The organism is Streptomyces sp. NBC_00271, assembly GCF_036178845.1.
Lineage (GTDB): Bacteria > Actinomycetota > Actinomycetes > Streptomycetales > Streptomycetaceae > Streptomyces.
Genome location: NZ_CP108070.1, coordinates 9,409,396 through 9,427,666, shown reverse-complemented (window position 1 = coordinate 9,427,666; position 18,271 = coordinate 9,409,396). Strand labels below are relative to the sequence as shown.

General features: G+C 71.7%; 15 protein-coding genes. All 15 read right to left on the bottom strand.

Annotation, left to right across the window (positions count from 1 at the left end; genetic code table 11):
- Window positions 1–3 precede the first annotated feature (3 nt).
- The gene (locus OG798_RS42815) at window positions 4–852 is read right to left on the bottom strand and encodes a TatD family hydrolase (protein WP_328758765.1); all 849 of its coding nucleotides are present in this window, start codon (window positions 850–852) and stop codon (window positions 4–6) included.
- A complete protein-coding gene (locus OG798_RS42810) occupies window positions 852–1,556 on the bottom strand; it encodes an EboA domain-containing protein (protein WP_323138768.1) in 705 nt (234 codons plus the stop codon). Before OG798_RS42810 ends, OG798_RS42815 begins: the two co-directional genes overlap by 1 nt.
- Window positions 1,553–2,530: a sugar phosphate isomerase/epimerase family protein gene (locus tag OG798_RS42805; RefSeq protein WP_267063451.1), complete on the bottom strand. Its 978-nt coding sequence runs from the start codon at window positions 2,528–2,530 to the stop codon at window positions 1,553–1,555. The genes OG798_RS42810 and OG798_RS42805 overlap by 4 nt, the downstream gene beginning before the upstream one ends.
- Window positions 2,527–3,615, bottom strand: a complete 1,089-nt coding sequence (locus OG798_RS42800) for an SCO3242 family prenyltransferase (RefSeq protein ID WP_328758763.1) — start codon at window positions 3,613–3,615, stop codon at window positions 2,527–2,529. The genes OG798_RS42805 and OG798_RS42800 overlap by 4 nt, the downstream gene beginning before the upstream one ends.
- A complete protein-coding gene (locus tag OG798_RS42795; RefSeq protein ID WP_179857252.1) occupies window positions 3,612–4,745 on the bottom strand; it encodes an inositol-3-phosphate synthase in 1,134 nt (377 codons plus the stop codon). Before OG798_RS42795 ends, OG798_RS42800 begins: the two co-directional genes overlap by 4 nt.
- A 111-nt stretch (window positions 4,746–4,856) precedes the next feature.
- Window positions 4,857–6,200, bottom strand: a complete 1,344-nt coding sequence (locus OG798_RS42790; protein WP_328758762.1) for a ThuA domain-containing protein — start codon at window positions 6,198–6,200, stop codon at window positions 4,857–4,859.
- Window positions 6,201–6,215: 15 nt separating this feature from the next.
- Window positions 6,216–8,720, bottom strand: a complete 2,505-nt coding sequence (locus tag OG798_RS42785) for a PQQ-dependent sugar dehydrogenase (protein ID WP_179857003.1) — start codon at window positions 8,718–8,720, stop codon at window positions 6,216–6,218.
- An 80-nt stretch (window positions 8,721–8,800) separates the two neighbouring features.
- A complete protein-coding gene (locus OG798_RS42780; RefSeq protein WP_121414401.1) occupies window positions 8,801–9,805 on the bottom strand; it encodes a sugar phosphate isomerase/epimerase family protein in 1,005 nt (334 codons plus the stop codon).
- 13 nt (window positions 9,806–9,818) lie between these two features.
- A complete protein-coding gene (locus OG798_RS42775) occupies window positions 9,819–11,153 on the bottom strand; it encodes a Gfo/Idh/MocA family protein (protein WP_121414402.1) in 1,335 nt (444 codons plus the stop codon).
- A gap of 52 nt (window positions 11,154–11,205) precedes the next feature.
- Complete coding sequence (locus OG798_RS42770; RefSeq protein WP_328758761.1) at window positions 11,206–12,264, bottom strand: substrate-binding domain-containing protein; 1,059 nt, start codon at window positions 12,262–12,264, stop codon at window positions 11,206–11,208.
- 20 nt (window positions 12,265–12,284) lie between these two features.
- On the bottom strand, window positions 12,285–13,256 hold the full coding sequence (locus OG798_RS42765; RefSeq protein WP_267063446.1) for an ABC transporter permease: 972 nt from the start codon (window positions 13,254–13,256) through the stop codon (window positions 12,285–12,287).
- Between the two features lie 136 nt (window positions 13,257–13,392).
- A complete protein-coding gene (locus OG798_RS42760; RefSeq protein WP_121414404.1) occupies window positions 13,393–14,934 on the bottom strand; it encodes a sugar ABC transporter ATP-binding protein in 1,542 nt (513 codons plus the stop codon).
- 119 nt (window positions 14,935–15,053) lie between these two features.
- Entirely contained in the window at window positions 15,054–16,235 is a 1,182-nt protein-coding gene (locus OG798_RS42755; protein ID WP_054230091.1) for an ROK family transcriptional regulator, read from the bottom strand.
- 229 nt (window positions 16,236–16,464) lie between these two features.
- The gene (locus tag OG798_RS42750) at window positions 16,465–17,139 is read right to left on the bottom strand and encodes a GntR family transcriptional regulator (RefSeq protein ID WP_054230090.1); all 675 of its coding nucleotides are present in this window, start codon (window positions 17,137–17,139) and stop codon (window positions 16,465–16,467) included.
- A gap of 162 nt (window positions 17,140–17,301) precedes the next feature.
- Entirely contained in the window at window positions 17,302–18,249 is a 948-nt protein-coding gene (locus OG798_RS42745; protein ID WP_095851608.1) for a beta-ketoacyl-ACP synthase III, read from the bottom strand.
- Between the last annotated feature and the right edge of the window lie 22 nt (window positions 18,250–18,271).

The window sequence follows — 18,271 nt, the reverse complement described above, 5'->3', positions numbered from 1 at the left end:
CGCTCACTCCCCGCCGCGCAGGATGGAGTTGCCTTCGTGGGTGACGTCGGGGGTGATGACGTCGAGGCTCAGTCGGCCGCTGAGGCCGTAGAAGGCGACGGGGTTGCGCCACAGCACCCGGTCGACGTCGTCCTCGGTGAACCCGGCGGCCAGCAGGGCGTCGGCGACGCGGCGGGCCTTGAGGGGGTCGCTTCTGCCCCAGTCCGCGGCCGAGTTGACGAGCACCCGCTCCGGCCCGTGCTCCGCCAGGACGGCGACCATGCGTTCCTCGTCCATCTTCGTGTCGGGATAGACGGAGAAGCCCAGCCAGCAGCCGCTGTCCTTGGCCTCCTTGACGGTGTTCTCGTTGAGGTGGTCGACCAGGACGCGGTCCGGGGACAGGGCGGACTCCCGGACGACGTCGAGGGTGCGCCGCAGGCCGGCCTGCTTGTCGCGGTGCGGGGTGTGGACGAGCGCGGGGAGCTCGTGGTCGGCGGCGAGTTGCAGCTGGGCGGCGAGGGCGGTGTCCTCGGCGGGGGTCATCGAGTCGTAGCCGATCTCGCCCACGGCCACGACCTGGTCCTTGACGAGATAGCGCGGCAGTTCGTCGAGGACCGGGACGCAACGGGGGTCGTTCGCCTCCTTGGGGTTGAGGGCGAGCGCGCAGTGGTGGGCGATGCCGTACTGGGCGGCGCGGAAGGGTTCCCAGCCGAGGAGCGAGTCGAAGTAGTCGAGGAAGGAGGCGACCGAGGTGCGGGGCTGGCCGAGCCAGAACGAGGGCTCGACGAGGGCGCGGACACCCGCGGTGTGCATGGCCTCGTAGTCGTCGGTGGTCCGTGACGTCATGTGGATGTGGGGGTCGAAGATGCGCATCAGGACTCCTTGCCGGATGTGCGGGAGGTGCCGCACGGGCCTGCGGGGGCGGCGGTGGGCTCGGTCAGGGCCAGGACGCGGTGCAGGTCCTCGGGGACGGGACGGTCCGCGGCGGTGCGTTCCCGCGCGTAGTCGCCGAGCATCCGGGCGAGTTCGGCGTCCGCGTGGGCGCGCGGCGCCAGGTCGGCCACGACGTCCACGGGTACGCCGGTGAACAGGCACTTCAGGACGGCGTGCCGCCAGGTGTGGGCGTCCAGGTGGCGGGCGGCGTACGGGCCGAGGGCGGCGGCGACGAGCCGGGTGTCGTTGGTGCGCAGGGCGTCCTCGACGAGGGGCAGTGCGTCGGGGCCGGGCACGAGGTGGGGAAGGGCGTGCAGGACGGCCCGGCGTTCGGCGGCCGTGCCCTGCCGGTAGACGCGGGCGAGTGAGTCCGGGTCGGCGCGGGCGGCGTGCAGGAGGAGCACGCGGGCGGCGTCGGCGTGCTCGGGGCCGCAGCGGCGGGCCGCCTCCGCGATGCGCAACTCCCAGACGGAGATGGGTCCGTGGGTGCCGGGATGGTCGGCGGCCTCGTCGAGGGCCTGGTCCAGCCAGACGCGGGCGGACGGAGCGAGGGAGGTGTTCAGACGGGCGTGCAGGGCGGCGAGGGCGGGTTCGGCCGGGTGGTTCGCCGTGCTGCCGTGGGGTGGGTGTGGGTGGTGGTTCACGGGGTGCTCCCTTCGGCGCCTGCGGGGATCGCCCGGGCCGCGCGGTGGAGGAACGGGAGGGACTGTGCGGCGAAGTGGGGGCCCGCGTGGGAGTGGCGGGGCAGTTCGACGACGGTCAGCGCCTGGTAGCCGGTGGCGGCCAGGGCTTCGAGTACGGGCGGGAAGTCGATCTCCCCGTCCCCGAACGGGAGGTGTTCGTGGTGGCCGCGGCGCATGTCCTCGATCTGGACGTGCCGGAGCCAGGGGGCGGCGGCGCGGACGCAGTCGGCGGGTGGCAGGGGTTCCAGGCACTGGCAGTGGCCGATGTCGAGGGTGAGGCCGAGGGCGGGCGGGTCGCCGAGGATGCGCCGCAGGTGGTGGAAGTCGGCGAGGGTGGCGAGGAGATGGCCTGGTTCGGGTTCGACGGCGAGCGGGACGCCGGCGTGGGTGGCCGCGTCCAGCACGGGGGTGAGTGCCTCGGCGAGGCGCTTCCAGGCGGTGTCCTCGGCCGGGTGGGCCGTGGCGACGGGATGGGCTTGGTCGGCTGGGTTGGCCAGGTGGGTCGGGTCGGCCGGGAGTACGCCGCTGAAGCAGTGGACGGCGTGGGCGCCGAGGTCGGCGGCGATGCGGACGGCGCGGATGAGGAGGTCGACGCGGCGGGCCCGGTCGGCCGGGTCCGGGTCGAGGAGAGAGGGGCCGTGCTTGCGGCGCGGGTCGAGCACATAGCGGGCGCCGGTCTCGACGGTGACGCCGAGTCCGAGGGTGTCCAGCCTGCGGGCCACCTTCCGGGTGCGGGCGGCGACGTCCGGGGCCAGCGGGTCCAGGTGCATGTGGTCGAGGGTCAGGCCGACGCCGTCGTAGCCGAGGTCCGCGAGAAGGCCGAGGGCGTCGTCGAGGCGGAGGTCGGCGAGACCGTTGGTGCCGTAGCCGAAGCGGAGGGGGTTTGCGTTCGTGGCGTGGGACCGGGGGTTCGTGCGGTGGGGTGTCGGGGTCATGTGACGCTCACCTTCCTCGCGAATCTGCGGGCCGCCGGGGCGAGGGCGGCCGTGAGGAGGGCGGAGGCGAGGGCGCCGGAGCGGGCCGCGAGGGCGGCCTGGAGGGGGATCATCGCGCGGATTCCGCCGCCGACGGCTCGCTGGGTGAGCGGGGGTGAGGGGTTGAGTGCGGCGTGGAGGAGGGGGCGGCCCGAGGTGGTGATGAAGGCGGCGGCGAGGACGGTGCGCAGGGAGGAGGCCGCCGCGGGGTGCCGGGAGAAAACCGGGGCGGGGTGCCGGGAAGGGGCCGCGGCGGGGTATCGGGAGGGGGTCGTGCCCGGGGCTCCCGGGGGTCTCGTCAACGTCCAGGCGAGCGTGCCCGTCGTGGCGAGCGCGGCCAGCGGTGCGAGCGGCGAACCGCCCCGGGTCTCATCGCGGGACACCGTGGTCACCGCGAGGGTGTGGGTGGCCAGGGTCAGGGCGGCGGGCAGGGCGGGGCGGGCGCTGCCGCCGGTGGCCGTCGCGCCGAGGAGCAGGTCCAGGCCCCGCGCGGTGGCCATCGCCGCCGGCCCGGCGGGGGTTCGCTTGAGCGCGAGGTCGTACGCCCAGACGGTGGCCGCGAGGGGGGCCGCGACGGCGAGGGCCGGGCGTCCGGCGCGTGCTGCCAGGGCCAGGCCCGCCGCCGTGAGGGCGCCTGCGGCGACGAGGGCCGCGGACGGGTGGATGCGTCCGGAGGGCAGTGGGCGGTGTGGGCGTTCGAGGGCGTCCTCGGTCCGGTCGGCCCAGTCGTTGAGGGCCATGCCCGCCTCGTACAGACAGAGGGAGGAGGCGATGGCGAGCAGGGTGCGGGGGTTGGGGCGGTTGCCGGTGGTGGCGGCGCCGGCGAGGGCGTCGCCCGGGACGGTGAACAGGGCGGGGAGCCGGAGGAGTTCGGCCCAAGCCCTGGCTCTGGCTCCCGTTCCCGCTCCTGCTCCGGCCCCGGCCCCGGCCCCGGCCCCGGATGTTGTACCCGCCCGCGGGCTCTGGCTCCGGCTCTGGCGCGGGATCGGGCTCTGCGGTGGGCTCGTCGTGGTCGGTCGGTCCGGCCTGGGCGAGAGCGGCGTCATCGGGTCCCCCCGGGGAGTGCGCGGAGCCGTCGCGCGAGCCCCGCCAGGGCCGCGTACTGCTCACCCAGCGCCGCGGGCCCGTCGCCCACCGGGTCCTTGAAGTAGAAGCCGAGTTCGCTCAGGGGGCCCGAGAGACCGGCCTCGTGCGCGCGGGACACCAGGCGCGCGAGGTCGAGGACCAGGGGCGCCGCCAGCGCGGAGTCGCAGCCCTGCCAGGTGGTCTGCAGGATCATCCGGGTGCCGAGGAAGCCGTCGAAGGCGATGTGGTCCCAGGCGGTCTTCCAGTCGCCGAGGGCCGGTACGTCGTCGATGTGGACCTCGCCCTGCGGGGCCCCGCCCAAGGTGTCCGCGAGGACCCGTTCCTTGCCGGCGTTCTTGGCCGCTGCGGCGGCCGGGTCGGCGAGGGAGGCGCCGTCGCCGCCGCCGAGCAGGTTGGTGCCGGACCATGCGCGGACCGCCAGCGCGCGCTGCGCGAACATCGGGCCGAGCACCGACCGCAACAGGGTCTGGCCCGTCTTGCCGTCGCGGCCGGCGTACGGGAGGCGGCCGGCACGTGCCGCCGAGGCCAGCGCCGGGTGGTGCAGGCCGGTGGACGGGGTGAAGTTCACGTAGGGGCAGCCGGCCGCCAGCGCCGCCGCCGCGTACAGCGAGCTCGGGGGCAGGGCGGAGCCCACGGGTGCGGGTTCGGTGGAGGCCACGTTCAGCACGACCGCACGGGTCAGGCCCCGGCGTCGTACGAAGTCGCGCAGATCGGCCGCGAAGGCGTCCACGAGCTCGGAGTCGTCCCGTGTGTCGCCGGGGGCGGGGCCGCCGGGGCGGATCTCCGCGTCGGCGGCCTCCAGTTCGGCCGCGATCGCCGAGGGGAGGCCGGGGGGAAGCACACCGCCGGCAGCCAGGGCCTCGGCCCGTTTCGGCAGGGGGCAGTCCACGGTGTCGTGGCCGCCGAAGACGAGGGAGGACAGGGTGGGCAGGCCGCACTCGGCGAAGAGGGATGTCTCGGTGACCATGCCCGTCGGGGGGTGCAGGCCGGCGGTGAGGGCCGCGCAGCCCGCGATGACGGTGGTGGCGACGGAGCCGCGGGCTCCGATCAGCCACACCCCCACCCGAGGCTCGGAAAGGGACGCGGGCATGGGGGACATGGGCAGCCTCCTTGTCGTACGTCAGCCACACAGGGGAGAGGAGAAAGAAGAGGGGTGGGCGAGACGGCGGGCGGGGGTACGGCGTCCCCCGCCCGCCGCCGGTCAGTCGCCCTTCGTGGGCAGTTCCTTGATCCGGACGTCACGGAAGGACACCTGGTCGTCGGCTCCGTGGTTCTGGAGGCCGATGTGTCCTTCACGCAGGCTTCGTACCGGATCGGTGTTGGTGAAATCGTTGATCTTCACGCCATTGAGCCAGACGCGGAGGCGCTCGCCCTCCACGCGGATCTCGTACGTGTTCCACTCCCCCGGCGGGTTCAGCGCACGGTCGCGCTTCTTCAGGTCGGCGGACTGGAAGCTGTACACGGCCCCGGTGGTGCGGTCGGGGGCGTCGGTCGCGTCGATCTGGATCTCATAGCCGTTGTTGACGGCCGACCAGGGGTCGTCGGACTCCGGGAACCCGACGAACACCCCGGAGTTGTCGTCCCCGGCCACCCGCCAGTCCAGCTTCAGCGAGTACGAGCCGAACCCGGAACCGGCGTACCAGAGCATCCCCAGGCCGTCGTGCGACGTCAGCGTGCCGTCGTCGCTCAGCGAGAACGAACCCGGGCCCGCCTGTTTCCACGCCGCCAGCGACCCGGCCGTGCCGTCGAAGAGCGGCCGGTAGCCGTTCTCCGGGCGGCAGTCGGCCTGGGCGGCGCCGATGGCGTACCGGATGCCGCCCAGCAGGTGCTGCCGGAAGGCGGGTTCGGCGTAGGACTCCTTGGTGTGGCCGCCCCCGGTGTAGAAGGCGCGGCCGCCCCGGTACTCCTGGCACCAGGCGATCGGATGGTCGCCGCTCATCGTGCCGCCGGTGTACGAGGACTCGTCGAGCGAGGCGAGGACGTGGGCCCGGTCGCGCGGATTCGAGCGGTAGTTGTACCACTCGTCCGTGCGCTCCCAGGATCTCGGGAGCCCCGAGGTCGCCGGGTGGGAGCGGTCCTCGACGGTGACCGTCGCGGGCTGGATCGCGGGGTGCGACTGGAAGTACGCGCCCGCGAGACCGCCGTAGAAGGCCCAGTCGTACTCGGTGTCGGCGGCCGCGTGGATGCCCACATAACCGCCGCCCTGCTTGATGTACCGCTCGAAGGCGGCCTGTTGGGTGGTGTCGAGGACGTCACCGGTCGTCGAGAGGAAGACGACGGCGTCGTACCGCGCCAGGTTGCGTGCGGTGAAGGCGCCCGCGTCCTCCGTGGCGTCGACCGCGAAGCCGCCCGTGGTCCCGAGCTCCCGTACGGCCGCGATCCCCTCGGGGATCGAGTCGTGCCGGAAGCCCGCGGTCTTCGAGAAGACCAGCACCCGGCCCCTGTCGGGGCCGTCCGCGCCCTTCGACGCCGCCGGTCCCGACACACACCCGAGGAGCAGGGCGGCAGCGGCACCCACGGTCAGCATGCGTAGCGATGTGCGCATGACCGTCACCCCCCGTCAGCTCGTCGTGAAGGTGAAGTCGTCCACGTCGTAGAGCGCTCCGGTGCCGCTTCCCTTGAAGACGAGGTAGAGCGTGGTGGTGCCGCTCGGGGCGTGCGCGAGATCGGCGCTCACGTCCTGGAAGGTGTCCCAGCCGCCCGTCACCGGTACGGTCGCCCGGCCCAGCGTGCGGCCGGTCGGGGAGCCCGCGCGGATCTCGAGGGTGCCGCCCGCGCCGGCGGAGGAGACGCGTGCCGTGATCTTCTGGGCGTCGCTCAGGGAGTAGGGCGTGAAGGAGATCCAGTCACCGTTGTCGATGTCGCCGACGGTCTTGCCGCCGTGCGCGGTGGTCTTCGACTGGACGGTGATGCCGGAGGCCTTGCCGTAGTGCTCGGCCTGGCGGTGCTTGGGCTGGAGCACGTTCTGGTCGTGGGTGGTCAGCGGGGCCTGGCCGCCGCCTCCGCCGTCGGTGTACTCGGCGTCGAGGACTCCGAAGATGTTGGCGTCCTGGTCGTGGCCGCCGTCGGCGCTGGTCTGGAGGGTGCCGGAGCAGCCGTTCGCCGAGGTGAGCGGGTGGCCGTGGCTGTCGTGGCCGAGGATGAAGGTGACCTTCACCTTGGCGCAGTCGATCGCTCGGCCGTCCTCGGGGTCGGTGACCTTCACCTTGAACGGCACGGGGTCGCCGAAGCTGAACAGCTGGCCGTCACGCGGTTGTTCGACCACGACCTTGGGTGCGGTGTTACCGACCACGATCTGCACGCTCGCGCTGCCGGTGCGGCCGGTCGCGTCCTTGGCGGTCACCGTCGCCGTGTAGGTGCCGTTCGTCTTGTACTTGTGGGAGGGGTTCGCCGCCGTCGCCGTACCGCCGTCGCCGAAGTCCCAGCTGTAGGTGAGGGCGTCGCCGTCCGCGTCGGACGAACCGGCCGAGGAGAAGCTCACCTTGAGCGCGGCCTGTCCCGAGGTGCGGTCGGCCGCGGCCTGCGCGACGGGCGAGTGGCCGTCGGTGGCGTTCTCGATGCGGTAGAGGCCCGAGTTCTCGTCGCCGCCGAACCAGGCGGTGCCGTAGTCGAGGACGTACAGGGCGCCGTCCGGTCCGAAGGCCATGTCCATCACCTGCGTGCCGGTCCACGGAACGGAGTTGATGGACTGCACCGTGCCGGCGGAGTCGCTCGCGATCCGCTTGATCCAGCGGCGGCCGAACTCACCGGCGAAGAAGTTCCCGTCGTACGCCTGCGGGAACTTCACGGGCGAGTCGAGCGAGGCGTCGTAGTGGTAGACCGGGCCGCCCATCGGGGACTCCGAGCCGCTGCCGAACTCCGGGACCGAGGCTCCGTCGTAGGGGATCCAGGCGGGCTGCGCCGGGGGCAGGTCCGTCAGTCCCGTGTTGTGCGGGGAGGTGTTCTTCGGGGCGTTGCAGTCGAAGGCGGCGCCGGAGGTCTTCGTCGCGAAGTCGTAGTCCACGTAGGCGTCGTTCTTGCCCGTGCAGTACGGCCAGCCGAAGTTGCCGGGGCCGGTGACGCGGGCGAACTCGACCTGGCCGCCGGGGCCGCGTGCCGGGTCGGCCGCGCCGGCGTCGGGGCCGTAGTCACCGACGTAGACGATGCCCGTCGCCTTGTCGACGCTGAAGCGGAACGGGTTGCGGAAGCCCATCGCGTAGATCTCAGGCCGCGTCTTGTCCGTGCCGGGCGCGAAGAGGTTGCCGTCGGGGATGGCGTACGAGCCGTCGGCGTTCACCTTGATGCGCAGGATCTTGCCGCGCAGGTCGTTGGTGTTGCCGGCCGAGCGCTGGGCGTCGAAGACCGGGTTGCGGTCGGGGCGCTCGTCGATGGGCGTGAAGCCGTCGGACTGGAAGGGGTTGGAGTCGTCCCCGGTCGACAGGTACAGGTTGCCCGCCGCGTCGAAGTCGATGTCGCCGCCGACGTGGCAGCAGATGCCGCGGGTGGCCTGGACGTCGAGGATCTTCTTCTCACTGGCGGTGTCGAGGGTGCCGTCCGTCTTGAGGACGAAGCGGGAGAGACGGTTGACGCCGTCGAAGGGCGCGAAGTCGGCCGCCGTGCCCGTCTCGGGGGCATCGCCCGCCGGGGTGTTCAGGGGCGGCGCGTAGTAGAGGTAGATGAAGCGGTTGTCGGCGAAGCCCGGGTCTATGCCGACACCTTGCAGGCCTTCCTCGTCGTGCGTGTAGACGTCGAGTTTGCCCGCGAGCCTGGTGTTTCCGGCCGCGTCGGTGAGGCGGAGTTCGCCGTCGCGCGAGGTGTGCAGGACCGAGCGGTCGGGGAGCACGGCGAGCGACATGGGCTCGCCGACCTCGGGCTCGCCCTTGGCGAGGGTGACCTGCTGGAAGTCCTCCGCCGCTGCCGTGTTCCCCGGGTCGGCGACGGCTGCGCCGGCCGGGGGTGCGGTGAGGGTGAGCGAGGCGGCCGCGAGCAACGCGCCGCTCAGCAGCGCGAGCGCTCGACGGAATGCGGGGCGTCCTCTGTGGGTCTCGGTTCTGTCGGTGCGGGTGGCGCGGTCTTTCCCGTGCACGAATGCCTCCAGAAAGGGGCTGGTTGTACGAGCGGGTGCTTGCGCCGGGGTGCGCCGTCACCCCGGAGACACAGGAGAAGTCAGTCGTTGCCGCCGAACGCCGCGTCGAAGGATGCCGACGGCGGCTCGAAGTCGTACGCCTTGAGACGGGTCAGGGCCTCGGGTGCGCCCTGGAGCCGGTCCATGCCGGCGTCCTCCCACTCGACCGAGATGGGGCCCGTGTAGTCGATGGAGCGGAGCATGCGGAAGACGTCCTCCCAGGGGACGTCGCCGTGCCCGGCCGACACGAAGTCCCAGCCGCGCCGGGGATCGCCCCAGGGCAGGTGCGAGCCGAGGCGGCCGTTGCGGCCGTCGAGCCGCTTGCGGGCTTCCTTGCAGTCGACGTGGTAGATGCGGTCGCGGAAGTCGTAGAGGAAGCCGACCGGGTCCAGGTCCTGCCAGACGAAGTGGGACGGGTCGAAGTTCAGTCCGAACGCCGGTCGGTGGTCGACCGCCTTGAGCGCGAGCTGCGTCGTCCAGTAGTCGTAGGCGATCTCGCTGGGGTGCACCTCGTGCGCGAACCGCACGCCCTGCTCGTCGAAGACGTCCAGGATGGGGTTCCAGCGCGTCGCGAAGTCCTCGTAGCCGCGCGCGATCATCGACTCGGGGGCGGGCGGGAACATCGCGACCAGGTGCCAGATCGCCGAGCCGGTGAAGCCGACGACCGTGTCGACGCCGAAGGCCGCCGCGGCGCGCGCGGTGTCGGCGATCTCGGCGGCGGCCCGCTGCCGTACGCCCTCGGGTTCGCCGTCGCCCCAGATCCGGGCGGGCAGGATCGCCCGGTGCCGCTCGTCGATGATGGCGTCGCAGACGGCCTGGCCGACCAGATGGTTGGAGATCGCCCAGCACTTGAGGCCGTACTTGTCGAGGAGCGCGTGCCGGGAGTCGATGTAAGAGGGGTCCGCGAGCGCCTTGTCGACCTCGAAGTGGTCGCCCCAGCAGGCGAGTTCGAGGCCGTCGTAGCCGAAGTCACGAGCGAGGCGGCAGACCTCTTCGAGGGGCAGGTCGGCCCACTGGCCGGTGAAGAGTGTGAAGGTGCGCGGCATGTCCGGGGCCTCCTCAGACCGCGATGGGTGTGTAGACGGAGTTCTTCTGGGCGCTTTCCTCCACCGCCGCGAGGACGCGCTGTACCCGCAGCCCGTCGGCGAAGGACGGTTCGGGGCGCCGGCCGACGGCGATGGCCCGCACCAGGTCGCGGGCCTGGTGGGTGAAGGTGTGCTCGTAGCCGAGGCCGTGGCCCGGCGGCCACCAGGCTTCCAGGTAGGGGTGGTCGGGCTCGGTGACGAGGATCCGGCGGAAGCCCGCGTGCGTGCCGGGTTCGGTGTGGTCGTGGTACGAGAGCTCGTTGAGCCGTTCCAGGTCGAAGGCGAGCGAGCCGCGCTCGCCGTTGAGTTCGATGCGCAGGGAGTTCTTGCGCCCGGTCGCGAAGCGGGACGCCTCGAAGGAGGCGAGGGCGCCGGAGGCGAAGCGGCCGGTGAACAGGGCGGCGTCGTCGACGGTGACCGTGCCGACACCCCCGGCCCGCGGGCTCGTCTCCGATACGGCGGACAGTCCGCTCGACGCTCCGGCGGGCAGCGGGCGCTCCCGTACGAACGTCTCGGTGAGCGCGGAGACCCCGACGACCGGCTCGCCCGCCAGGTACTGGGCGAGGTCGACGATGTGGGCCCCGAGGTCGCCGAGCGCACCCGACCCCGCGAGCTCCTTGCGCAGCCGCCAGGTGAGCGGGAACTCCGGGTCCACCAGCCAGTCCTGAAGGTACGTCACCCGTACGTGCCGCAGGGCTCCGAGCCGCCCCTCGGCGACCATCCTCCGGGCGAGTGAAGTCGCGGGCAGTCGACGGTAGTTGAAGCCGACCATGGACATCTGACCGCGGGCGAAGGCTGCCTCGGCGGCCTCCGTCATCGCCTCCGCCTCCTCGACCGTGTTCGCGAGGGGCTTCTCGCACAGTACGTGTTTGCCGGCGGCCAGGGCGGCGAGGGCGATCTCGGCATGGCTGTCGCCGGGGGTGCAGATGTCGACGAGGTCGACGTCGTCCCGGGCGATCAGGGCCCGCCAGTCGGTCTCGGCCGCCGCCCAGCCGTGCCGGTCGGCCATGGCCCGCACCGCGCTCGCGTCCCGGCCGCAGACGGCGGCGAGGACCGGGGTTCGCGGCAGGTCGAAGACGCGGCCCACGGTGCGCCAGCCCTGGGAGTGGGCGGCGCCCATGAAGGCGTAACCGACCATGCCCACCCCGAGCGTCGGCTTGCCCGCCTTCACCCCGGCCGCCTCGGCCCCGGGACCGGAAGCGAGCCCCGCCTCCAGCCCGGGCCCGGAAGCGAGCCCCGCTTCGGCCCCGGGCCCGGCAACGAACCCCGCCTCCACCCCGGCTGCCTCGCCCTGGTGCGGCTGTCCCATACGGATGTCCTCCTCGTCGTCGTGACGCTGTGGGGGGTGTGAGCGGGGCGGATCACCTGAAGCCGGTGGCCATGTACTGGCCGACGTTGTCCTTGTCGACGACGGCCGAGTAGAGCGTGAGCGAGACCGGGATCTCGAACTCGGAGAGCCCTCCGATGCCCTTGCCCTGGCCGAGCGCGCGAGCGAGGTCGATCGCGGAGGCCGCCATGGTCGGCGGGTAGAGGACGGTGGCCTTCAGGACGCTGTTGTCGGACTGGATGGCCTGGAAGGCGGAGAGCGCGCCCGCGCCGCCGACCATCAGGAAGTCCTCGCGCCCGGCCTGCTTGATGGCGCGCAGCGCGCCCACGCCCTGGTCGTCGTCGTGGTTCCACAGAGCGTCGAACTTCGGCTGGGCCTGGAGGAGTTGGGCCATCTTGGCCTGTCCCGACTCGACGGTGAAGTCGGCGGCCTGGCGGGCGACCTTCTTGATGTTGGGGTAGTTCTTCAGGGCCGCGTCGAAGCCCTGGGTGCGCTGCTTGGTGAGTTCCAGGTTGTCGAGCCCGGCGAGTTCGATGACCTTGGCGTCCTGCTTGTCCTTCAGCTTCTCGCCGATGTAGTGGCCGGCACTGAGGCCCATGCCGTAGTTGTCGCCGCCGATCCAACAGCGGTACGCCTGCGGGGTGTTGAAGATCCGGTCGAGGTTGACGACCGGGATGCCCGCACGCATCGCCTTCAGGCCGACCTGGGTGAGCGCCTTGCCGTCGGCGGGCAGCACCACCAGGACGTCGACCTTCTTGTTGATCAGTGTCTCGATCTGGCCGATCTGCGCGGCCGTGTCGTTGGAGCCCTCGGTGATCTCCAGCGTCACGTCCGAGTACTTCTTGGCCCGGCTCTTGGCGTTGTCGTTGATCGCGTTGAGCCAGCCGTGGTCGGCCTGCGGACCCGCGAAGCCGATGGTGATGTGCTTGCCGGGCTTGTCGTCGCCGGCCGGTTGGCTGCTCGCAGCCGCCTTCTCATCCTTGGTGTCGTTGCTGGTGCAGCCGACCAGGAGGGCGCCGGCCGAGGCGGCGGCGGTCCCGAAGAGGAGTCCTCTGCGGCTCGTGAAGCTGGTGGAGCTCGTGGATTCTGGCATGGCGGTGGGGCCTTCCCGTGTCAGGTGCTGCTTGCTGCCGTACGCCGCTGGACCAGGACCGCGGCGACGATGATCGCTCCCTTGGCGATCTGCTGGACGTCGCTCTGCAGGTTGTTCAGCGCGAAGATGTTGGTGATCGTGGTGAAGATCAGGACACCGAGCACCGAACCGGTGATGGTGCCGCGGCCCCCGCTGAGCAGGGTCCCGCCGATGATCGCGGCGGCGATGGCGTCGAGTTCGTACAGGTTGCCGTTGGTGTTCTGGCCCGAGCCGGACAGGATGATCAGCAGGAAGGCGGCGATGCCGCAGCACAGTCCGGAGAGCAGGTAGAGGTACAGCCGCTGGCGCCGCACGTCGATGCCGGCCAGCCGGGCCGCCTCCGCGTTGCCGCCGACGGCGACCGTGCGGCGGCCGAAGGTGGTGCGGTTGAGAATCAGCCAGCCGATGATCGTGACGACGGCGAAGACCAGGACCAGCGGTGGGATGCCGAGGATGTACGAGTCGCGTTCGCCGAGCTTCAGGATCCCGTCGATGGTGACGATCTGGGTCTTGCCGTCGGTGATCTGGAGGGCGAGGCCGCGGGCCGAGGCGAGCATGGCGAGCGTCGCGATGAACGGGACCATCCCGCCGTACGCGATGAGCAGGCCGTTGACCAGGCCGCAGCCCACGCCGACGAGCACCGCGGTGAAGAGGATGCCCGCGAAGCCGTACTCCTGGGTGGCGACCGTCGTGGCCCACACCGAGGACAGCGCGACGATCGCACCGACGGACAGGTCGATGCCGCCGGAGGTGATGACGAAGGTCATGCCCACGGTGACGACGCCGATCACCGAGGCCTGGGTGAGGACGAGTTGGAGGTTGCGGGTGTCGAGGAACTCGTCGGGCTTGGTGATACCGCCGATGACGATCAGGGCGACGAGCACGCCGAGCAGCGAGAGGGTGCGGACGTCGGCGCGGGCGGCTAGAGCACGCAATGGGCCGCCGCGGGACACCGCGCGATCGGACTTCCGTGCGGCCGTTGATCCTGGCGGGTGCAGTTTGCTGAGCACGGGCAACTCCCGTCGTGAACGCCGCTAGATTGGCAAGTGCCTTCAGGCAACGGTCAGGGCTTGACCGTCATGAGGCCGGTCAACGGCCGATTGAGAAGCCACCTCCTTCGGGAAACGGCGGAGTCACGACAAGGTCGAGTACGCGAAACTCGTCCAGTTCCCGCGAAGGGCCGGAGTGGATCACCCGGCCCTCGCGGAGAATCATCACCCGGTCAGCCAGCCCCAGAACTTCGGGAATCTCGCTGGAGACCAGAAGTACGGCGAGGCCTTCGTCGGCGAGGCGACGGATGACCGCGTACAGCTCGGCGCGGGCGCCGACGTCGACACCGCGGGTGGGTTCGTCGAGCAGCAGGACGCGGCAGCCGCGCAGCAGCCAGCGGGCCAGGACGGCCTTTTGCTGATTGCCGCCGGACAGTGTCCGGATCGGGACGGACGGGTTGTCGGGGCGCAGCGACAGCTCACGTGTCGCGGCGCGGGCGGCGCCTCGCTCGGCGCTCCGGTCGATCCAACCCCCGTGTGAGAAGCGGGACATGGAGGACACGGACACATTGCGGGTGACGGACTCCAGCATCAGCAGGGCCTGCGCCTTGCGCTCCTCGGGGGCGAGTCCGAGTCCGGCGCGGACGGCGGCACGTACGCTGCCGGTGCGCAACGCCCGGCCATCCACACTGACTTGGCCGGCGGTCGGCTTGCGGGCCCCGTAGATCGTCTCCAGGATCTCGGAGCGCCCGGAACCGACGAGCCCGGCCAGGCCGACGATCTCGCCGGGGCGCAGTTCGAGGTCGAGAGGTTCGAACTCGCCCGCGCGTGCCAGCCCTTGGACCCTGAGCACCGGCTCGGACGAGGGGCCTCGCGTGGGCCGTTCCGGGAAGACGTACTCGACGTTGCGGCCCGTCATCAGCGCCACCACCTCGCGCGTGGGGGTGGACTTCGCGGGCAGTCCGCCCGCCACCGCGCGGCCGTCCTTCAGTACGGTCACCCGGTCGCCGATGCGACGGATCTCCTCCAGCCGGTGCGAGATGTAGACGACGGCGACGCCGTCCGCGGTGAGGTCGCCGACGATACGGAAGAGGTTGTCGACCTCGTCGGGGTCGAGGGCGGCGGACGGTTCGTCCATGACGATGAGGCGTACGTCGTGGGAGAGTGCCCGCGCCATGGAGACGATCTGCTGCTGGGCGGCCGACAGCTCACCGACGAGGCGCGCCGGATCGATCTCCGGATGGCCGAGTCGGCGTAGCAGCTGCGCCGTTGACGCCTTGGCCGCCTTTCCCCGTACGACGAAACCGGCGGCGGTGGGTTCATGGCCGAGGTGGACGTTCTCGGCCACCGACAGGCCCTCCACCAGGTCCAGTTCCTGGTAGATGGTGGCGATGCCGAGGCGCATGGCGGCGATCGGGGAGCGGAGCGTGACGGGTTCGCCGCGCCAGCCGATGGTGCCGCCGTCGGGCTGGTGGGCGCCGGCCAGGACCTTGATGAGGGTGGACTTTCCGGCCCCGTTCTGGCCGAGCAGACAGTGGACCTCGCCGGCCTGGACGTCGAGGTCGACGCCGTCGAGGGCCCGGACTCCGGGGAACGACTTGGTGATGCCGGACATGGTGAGCAGCGGTGGTTCTGGTGCCATGACGGTTCCCCTTGGCGGGCGTGCGGGCCGGTTTCAGGGCAGGGCGAAGCAGGGCGCTGTACGGGGGGGTGACCTTGGGTGCGGCTCTGGCAGGAGTGTTTCGTGCGGCTCTGGCAGGGTTACGCGGGCGAGAACAGGTGGTCGCTGATGAGCCGGGCCGCGCCGATGACCCCGGCGGTCGGCCCCAACTCCCCGAGCACGATGGGTAGGTTGCCGGTCGCCAGCGGCAGCGACTGGCGGTACACCTGCGTGCGGATCGCGGCGAGCAGCGTGTGGCCGAGGCCGGTGACGCCGCCGCCGATCACCACCAGGCCGGGGTTGAAGAACGAGACGAGGCCGGCGATGACCTGCCCGGTGCGGTTGCCGCCCTCGCGGATCAGTCCGAGGGCGGTGGCGTCGCCCGCGGCGGCCGCGGCGGCGACGTCGACGGCGCTCAGCGTGCCCGCCGCCTCCAGCCGCGCGGCGAGCTCCGCCGAAAGCCCCTGCTGGGCTGCCTCGGTGGCGTCCCGGGCGAGCGCGGCGCCGCTGAAGTGGGCCTCCAGGCAGCCCCGGTTGCCGCAGGCGCACGGACGCCCGTCGGGTACGGCCTGGATGTGCCCGATGTCGCCGGCGCTGCCCGTCGTACCGCGGTAGACCTCACCACCGACGACGATGCCGCAGCCGATGCCGGTGCCGATCTTGACGCAGAGGAAGTCGCCCACGGAGCGTGCGACGCCCGCGTGCTGCTCCCCCATCGCCATCAGGTTCACGTCGTTGTCGACCATGACGGGGCAGCCCAGATCCTGGCTGAGCGCCTCGCGGACCGGGAAGCCGTCCCAGCCGGGCATGATCGGCGGTGCGACCGGAACGCCCTCGGGGAAGCGGACCGGACCCGGGACGCCGATCCCGGCGCCGTCGAATTCCTCCGCGAGCCCCGATGACCTCAACTTGGCGGCCATGGAAAGGACTTGCTCGAAGACTGCGACCGGTCCCTCACGGACGTCCATGGGCTGGTTGATGTGCCCCAGGACCTCCAGTTCCGCGTTGGTGACGGCCACGTCGATCGAGGTGGCCCCGATGTCGACGCCGAGGAAGCGCAGCGCCGGGGCGAGCCGGATGTTGTGGGAGCGGCGGCCGCCGCGGGATGCGGCGAGGCCGTCGGCGACCACGAGCCCGGTCTCCAGGAGCCGTTCCACCTCGACGGCCAGTTTCGACCGGGAGAGGTCGATCTGGTCGCCGAGCTGGGCCCGGGAGTTGGGGCCGCCGTCGCGCAGCAGTCGCAGCAGTCGCGCCTGGTGCGCGTTCGCGGGTCGTGCCGTCATGCGTCTCACGAGCCCCTCCCCGCCTCAATCGGCCAGTGTCCAACGAGTTTTGGCCACATCACCGGTGGCTTGCTTTCGATGGGAACGTAGCAGCGACTGCCGGGGGTGGGAAGAAGTTGCGCAGACATTGCCATCAACTTTCTCCACTGAGTGGACAAAGAGAGACCCGGACGCGGCCGGTCCGGGTCTCAGGGGGGCGCCCGAATGAGGTGGGCTACTTCTCTATGGGCTACTTCTCGCGCTCGTGGTACGTCTTGCGCGTGTGCTCCGTGTGGGCGCGCATGACCTGGGTGGCGCGGGGTTCGTCGCGGGCGGCGATGGCCGCGATGAGGTCGCGGTGCTCGATCCAGGACTGGTGGCCGCGCTGCCGGGCGACCGGGGTGTAGTACCAGCGGACCCGGCGGTCGACCTGGGCGGCCAACTCGGCGAGGACCGCGTTGCCGGCGAGCTCCATGACCTTCGCGTGGAAGCGGGCGTTCATCGCGACCGCGCCGTCCACGTCGTCGGCGGCGACCGCGCGCTCACCCTCGGCGCACAGCTCCTCGAGCGCGGTGATGCCGGCGGTGCCCGCGTTGGCGGCGGCGAGCCGGGCGGCCTCGGCCTCCAGCAGCGTACGGACCGTGAGGAGCTGGTCGGCCTCCTCCTCGGTCGGCTCATGCACGAAGGCGCCCTGGGCGGGCCGAAGATCGACCCACCCCTCCGTGTTCAGCCGCTGGAGCGCCTCGCGGACCGGCTGCCGGGAGACGCCGAGATGCCCGGCGAGCTCGCTCTCGACCAGGTGCTGGCCAGGCTGGAGGGCGCGGGTCGTGATGAGTTCGAGCAGCGCCTCGTAGACGCGGTCGCGCAGCGGGCCTGGCCGTTCGAGCTTGGGCACCGCCCCCGGCGGCAGTCCTGTCGACAACATCGGGGTCCCCTCCTGCCGAGCCTTCCCGTCACCGTCACCGCCACCGTCACCGGAAAGCAGGTGTCAACAGACAGTATCGATTGTCTTTCGTCTACAGTCTACGGCGCACCATGGCCAGGCCCGGGGAGAGTCGGACACGTCACACCCCGTTGTCCGCGCACGTCAGGGGCAGCGGACGACCTGTCCCGCGTACGAGAGGTTGCCGCCGAAGCCGAACAGGAGCACCGGGTCGCCGGTGCTGATCTCGCCGCGTTCGACGAGCTTGGAGAAGGCGATCGGGATGCTGGCGGCGGAGGTGTTCCCGGAGTCGACGACATCGCGCGCGACGACGGCGTTCACGGCGCCGATCTTCGCGGCGAGGGGTTCGATGATGCGCAGGTTCGCCTGGTGCAGGACGACCGCGGCGAGGTCCTCGGGCGCGAGCCCGGACCGCTCGCAGGCCTGCCGGGCGATCGCCGGGAGCCGTGTCGTCGCCCAGCGGTAGACGCTCTGTCCCTCCTGCGCGAAGCGCGGGGGCGTGCCCTCGATGCGTACGGCGTGCCCCATCTCGGGCACCGATCCCCACAGCACCGGCCCGATGCCGGGCTCGGTGCCGGGAGCGGCGGCCTCGACCACCGCGGCCCCCGCCCCGTCCCCGACCAGGACACAGGTCGTACGGTCGCTCCAGTCCGTGACCTCGGACATCTTGTCCGCGCCGATGACGAGGGCGCGAGTCGCCGCCCCCGCGCGCACGGCGTGGTCGGCGGTGGCGAGCGCGTGCGTGAAGCCCGCGCAGACCACGTTGACGTCCATGGCGGCCGGGGAGGGCACGCCGAGGCGGGCGGCGACCCGAGCCGCCATGTTCGGGGAGCGGTCGATCGCCGTGGAGGTCGCGACCAGCACCAGGTCGATGTCGCCCGCGGTCAGACCGGCCGCCGCGAGCGCCTTGGCCGCGGCGTGCGCGGCCAGCTCGTCGACGGGCTCGTCGGGACCGGCGATGTGGCGCGTGCGGATGCCCACCCGGCTCGTGATCCACTCGTCACTGGTGTCGACCAGGCCCGCCAGGTCCTCGTTGGTGAGTACCTTGGCGGGCTGGTAGTGGCCGACGGCCGCGATGCGTGAGCCGTTCATTGGGGGGTCTCCCTCGTTGCCT

Excerpts from the sequence above, each read along its gene's own strand:
- OG798_RS42775 (WP_121414402.1), bottom strand. The coding sequence starts at position 11,153 with ATGGGACAGCCGCACCAGGGCGAGGCAGCCGGGGTGGAGGCGGGGTTC.
- OG798_RS42815 (WP_328758765.1), bottom strand. The coding sequence starts at position 852 with ATGCGCATCTTCGACCCCCACATCCACATGACGTCACGGACCACCGAC.
- OG798_RS42755 (WP_054230091.1), bottom strand. The coding sequence starts at position 16,235 with ATGACGGCACGACCCGCGAACGCGCACCAGGCGCGACTGCTGCGACTG.
- OG798_RS42805 (WP_267063451.1), bottom strand. The coding sequence starts at position 2,530 with ATGACCCCGACACCCCACCGCACGAACCCCCGGTCCCACGCCACGAAC.
- OG798_RS42800 (WP_328758763.1), bottom strand. The coding sequence starts at position 3,615 with ATGACGCCGCTCTCGCCCAGGCCGGACCGACCGACCACGACGAGCCCA.
- OG798_RS42770 (WP_328758761.1), bottom strand. The coding sequence starts at position 12,264 with ATGCCAGAATCCACGAGCTCCACCAGCTTCACGAGCCGCAGAGGACTC.
- OG798_RS42750 (WP_054230090.1), bottom strand. The coding sequence starts at position 17,139 with ATGTTGTCGACAGGACTGCCGCCGGGGGCGGTGCCCAAGCTCGAACGG.
- OG798_RS42790 (WP_328758762.1), bottom strand. The coding sequence starts at position 6,200 with ATGCGCACATCGCTACGCATGCTGACCGTGGGTGCCGCTGCCGCCCTG.
- OG798_RS42780 (WP_121414401.1), bottom strand. The coding sequence starts at position 9,805 with ATGCCGCGCACCTTCACACTCTTCACCGGCCAGTGGGCCGACCTGCCC.
- OG798_RS42760 (WP_121414404.1), bottom strand. The coding sequence starts at position 14,934 with ATGGCACCAGAACCACCGCTGCTCACCATGTCCGGCATCACCAAGTCG.
- OG798_RS42745 (WP_095851608.1), bottom strand. The coding sequence starts at position 18,249 with ATGAACGGCTCACGCATCGCGGCCGTCGGCCACTACCAGCCCGCCAAG.
- OG798_RS42795 (WP_179857252.1), bottom strand. The coding sequence starts at position 4,745 with ATGCCCGCGTCCCTTTCCGAGCCTCGGGTGGGGGTGTGGCTGATCGGA.